Annotated in this window: 2 protein-coding genes; one reads left to right on the top strand and one right to left on the bottom strand. The window is 35.7% G+C overall.

Going from position 1 to position 1,195, the window contains the following annotated elements; all coding sequences use genetic code 11:
• The coding region (locus tag H6A13_RS12955) for a hypothetical protein (protein ID WP_204909940.1) at window positions 1–215 on the top strand (215 nt) is incomplete at its 5' end.
• A 336-nt stretch (window positions 216–551) separates the two neighbouring features.
• On the opposite strand, the gene H6A13_RS13600 is transcribed toward H6A13_RS12955, so the two are convergent.
• Window positions 552–857: a hypothetical protein gene (locus H6A13_RS13600; RefSeq protein ID WP_204909941.1), complete on the bottom strand. Its 306-nt coding sequence runs from the start codon at window positions 855–857 to the stop codon at window positions 552–554.
• Window positions 858–1,195: the final 338 nt, after the last annotated feature.

Raw genomic sequence — 1,195 nt, forward strand, 5'->3', positions numbered from 1 at the left:
ATTATAAATATAGTTTGAAAGAATATGGCTTGGCAAGATTAGTTAGTACTTACCTCTTGGCTCGTTTAGGGTGGTTTTGTCCTGTGGTGTCAGAGCCCGTAAAGCCTTATTTTACAAGGTTTTTGCGGGTTCTTACTTTTTGCCTGGAGTCGTCAAAAATCGTCATTTTTTGCGAAAATGGTGTAGTAAATGGTGTAGTGGAAGCGTATAATTAATATATTACAATAAGAATATCAACTGTCAAATATCAGTATCCAGATCGAATAAGGACAGTATAAAGTTCTTTTTTTATTAATGTCTGTGCTTTCTATGTCAAAAAACAAGTCGAGAGTGCAGAAGCTGAGAAACTCAGAAAAATGTGTATGAGCTGTAAAGGAAGCGTTGATTCAAGCGAGGACTGTTTACCTAAATAAATAAGATAGTACATATGTAGATATAGCTGATGAACTGATAGCTTGTTTCTTTGTTGTATTGACGGTAAAACGGGCAACTATAATAAAGATCTCTAAGGGTGTATTTTCAAAATCTATCGGTACTGTTTTAACGACTTTTTAATCAAGGTTAAATTCGACATTGTCAGTGAGCATCTTCCAGATGACTCTAATGAGTTTGTTGGCACAGTGCCATAATACGTTGTAGTGAGGTCGGTTTTCCACCATCTTGGCATCTGGCATCATAATAGCTATTTGTTTCATATACGGGTACGTTTCGCTTAAAAGAAAGTTTCTAGACTGATAAACAGATGAATCTAAACCATCGAATGCCAACAGCCTAATGGAGTTGGAGAAACGGTGAATATCATTGATTTCACCGAGTGCCATTCTACCATGGATATAACGGATATCTGGAATGGTCATGACAACAGAATCGTGTAACTTATGATCTTTTATCTCGGCTTCAACTCTATCTAATTGATTATCCAGTAACTCAATTTGAACAATGGTGTGGTTTATTTAATCAGATAGAGCACTGTCGAATGTACTGACAAACTTCTGTGCGAGAACTATTAATTCTTTTGTCGCTTCTTTACTAAAGTGGCTGTGAAAAACAACTTGGTAGACTTGATTGAAATAAATATACAGGAGAAAGGCTCCCGGCAACATCTAGCAGATAAACAATTCATATAAAGAGAGTGGCAATATGCGCCTGTTAAATAGTCAAGATATAGATAGAAAATTGAAAGTCTACAGTATAT

The sequence above is a fragment of the Mordavella massiliensis genome, assembly GCF_016902415.1.
GTDB lineage: Bacteria > Bacillota > Clostridia > Lachnospirales > Lachnospiraceae > Merdimonas > Merdimonas faecigallinarum.